The sequence below is a fragment of the Arthrobacter sp. B0427-1-12 genome, assembly GCF_059092905.1.
This window is the reverse complement of the sequence record NZ_JBNHIC010000130.1, coordinates 1-2,625: the sequence shown is the minus strand read 5'-3', so window position 1 is coordinate 2,625 and position 2,625 is coordinate 1. Positions and strand designations below refer to the sequence as shown.

Sequence of the window (2,625 nt, the reverse complement as noted above, 5' to 3'; positions counted from 1 at the left end):
GCGGCATGGCCGGACGGCCGGGCCCGCTGGCGGGCTGTGATCATCGCCTGGGTCCCGGTGCCCCGGTATTTCGCGCGCAGTGCCTCCGGGGCCGGGACGAGAAGCCCCTTGATCTGGTTGACCGCGGCGGTGCGGGCCCTGGCCGCGGAAGAGCGTGCAGCGCGCAGGATGCGCAGGCATTCGACGGGGCCGTCCTTGGCCTTGGGGGCCGAGGTGCCCCGTTCGGCCAGCACCGACTGAGCTGCCTGGTAGGCATCCAGCGGATCCGACTGCCCTTCAGGCGGCGCTGGGCGCGGTTCGGACGGTTCACCTCCAGCCCGGTCAGTCCTTCGCCGCGGATCGTTCCGGAGAGTTCGGCACCGTACGAACCGGTTCCTTCGATGCCCACCGCGCTAACCGTGCCGTGGCCGGTCATGAATTCCAGGATCTCGCGGTATCCGGAACCTACCGCCGGGAATTCCCGGTCCGCCAGCGGCCTGCCGTGTTCGGTGACGACGGCGACGTGGTGCGTATCGGCATGCGTATCGATGCCGGCGATGACGCCGGATGCTTCTTTGGCCCAGATGGAAACTGCCCCTCATCTGAGATCGCTGACCGTTTGACGGGCGCGGGCCAGGCGGGCAGACAAAACGGTAATGGGACTGGTCGAATCAGGCTCCTATGAAGTCATGTCCGCCTGGCCCGGCGCACCCCTGACGGGCCTTGAGCCGGTGGACAGATCCCGGGAAGGACAGCGCCTGAGGGCACGTCAGTCTGAGGGTGAGCCACACCGGCTCAAGACCGGTTCCAGTATCACCGTTTGGTGCCGTTTTCTTTCTGGTGAAAGGATGCGTCACACGCCCAGGAAGCACCCCGCCGAGGTCCGTGAGCGTTCCGTCCGCATGGCGCTGGACCGGCTCGAGGACTATCCGACCGTGGACGCCGCCTGCAAGGCCCTGGCCCCTAAGCTGAACGTCGGCATCGAGACGCTGCGCAAGTGGGTTGTCCAGGCGCGGATCGACGCCGGGGAGAAGACCGGCCCGACCAGCGACGAGCTGGAGGAGATCCGACGGCTGAAGGCCGAGGTGAGGGACCTGAGGGAGGCCAACGAGATCCGCAAGGCAGCCTCGGTTTTCTTCGCGTCAATGTCATGATCTGAATGTCGGCGGGGTTGGCTCGTTTCTTCGCTGCCCCGTTTGCTGGTGGCTTTTCCGCGATGTGCCGCCCCGCCGGCGCCGATTCCCGGGTTCTCGGCGTGGCCTGGTAGGAGCATGCGCGGCGACCGTGCCTGATTGCGGCGTGCCCGCCGGGTGCCTGGGTGTCGGAGCCACCGCATCAGACAGAAAGGACACTCGCATGATCATTGTTGGTATCGATGCCCACAAGAACTCGCATACGCTCGTCGCGGTCGACGAGGTCGGCAAACGTGTCGGCGTGCTGACCGTCGAGGCCCGCAAGGCCGGCCACCAGCGCCTGGTGGACTGGCTCGACGCGTTCGGAGAGATGACGGTTGCGGTCGAGGACTGCCGCCACCTGACCCGCCGGCTTGAGGCCGACCTGTTGACTGCCGGACAGCGCGTGGTCCGCGTGCACACGCGTCTGATGGCGGGCATGCGACGCGGCGCCCGTGAGCAGGGAAAATCCGACCCGATCGATGCCGAAGCCGTCGCTCGGGTCGCGCTCCGCGAAGACGACCTGCCGGCAGCGGTCCTGGCCGGCCCGTCCAGGGACATCAAGCTGTTCACCGACCACCGGAAGCGGCTCGTTGAATACCGCACCGGTTTGCAGGCCAGGCTGCGGTGGTTCCTGCATGAGCTTGATCCGGAGCTGGCCGTGCCATCCCGCGGGATGCGACGATTCGTGGTGCTCGAGCAGCTTTCACGCGAACTCGCAGGCAAGGCCGGCGCGGTCGCCGAAATCGCCCGCGACATGCTCGCCGACATCCTCGCGCTGACGCATCGGATCAACGCGATCGAACGCCCGCTGGCTAGGATCGTCCGGGTCGAGTATCCGACCTTGTTGTCGATCCCCGGTATGGGCGTGCTCGGCGCGGCGATGCTCGTGGGCGAGACCGCCGGCGTCCGCCGGTTCAGGACCAAGGACGCGTTCGCGCGTTTCAACGGCACCACGCCGATCCCCGTCTGGTCAGGCAACAAGGTCCGCGTCCGGCTATCCCGCGGCGGCAACCGCCGCATCAACACCTCCCTCCACATGGCCGCCGTCACCCAGCAACGCCTCGGCGGCCAGGGCGCCGAGTACTTCACGAAACAGCTCGACACGGGCAAGACCAAGGTCGAAGTGATGCGACTGCTGCGACGTCGTCTTTCCGACCGGGTATTCCAGGCACTCCGCGCCGACGAACGCGCGCACGACGCACACAAAGCTATCGCGACAACTGAGCTGAAAATCGCCGCTTTCCGCGACCGGGCCCCACGCCTACAGGCTGCCGCTTGACATAGGAGCATCCGGGAGCTCGACCCTCGCCGCCGCTGATCTACGCCTTCATCGACTATATGAGGGTCGGCGGCCACGAAGTCGAGCAGATCTGCCACGTACTACGCCCGCCGGTCCCGGCCGGCCTCGGCCCGCAGCCTCCGGGACGCGGAGCTGGCCGGGCAGATCAGGGACATCCACAAGGACAACTAC

Annotated in this window: 1 protein-coding gene and 3 pseudogenes; 2 read left to right on the top strand and 2 right to left on the bottom strand. The window is 67.0% G+C overall.

Going from position 1 to position 2,625, the window contains the following annotated elements; genetic code table 11:
- Window positions 1-233, bottom strand: a pseudogene (locus tag AC5RWU_RS24080) (IS110 family transposase); the annotation flags it as partial.
- A 107-nt stretch (window positions 234-340) separates the two neighbouring features.
- A pseudogene (locus tag AC5RWU_RS24075) lies at window positions 341-529 on the bottom strand (IS110 family transposase); the annotation flags it as partial.
- 424 nt (window positions 530-953) lie between these two features.
- On the opposite strand from AC5RWU_RS24075, the pseudogene AC5RWU_RS24070 reads away from it, so the two are divergent.
- A pseudogene (locus AC5RWU_RS24070) lies at window positions 954-1,115 on the top strand (IS3-like element ISPfr13 family transposase); the annotation flags it as partial.
- 220 nt (window positions 1,116-1,335) lie between these two features.
- The gene (locus tag AC5RWU_RS24065) at window positions 1,336-2,433 is read left to right on the top strand and encodes an IS110 family RNA-guided transposase (RefSeq protein ID WP_493986689.1); all 1,098 of its coding nucleotides are present in this window, start codon (window positions 1,336-1,338) and stop codon (window positions 2,431-2,433) included.
- The last annotated feature ends 192 nt before the right edge of the window (window positions 2,434-2,625 follow it).

What these genes read in the sequence shown, in the direction of transcription:
- AC5RWU_RS24065 (WP_493986689.1), top strand. Translation starts at nt 1,336, where the DNA reads ATGATCATTGTTGGTATCGATGCCCACAAGAACTCGCATACGCTCGTC.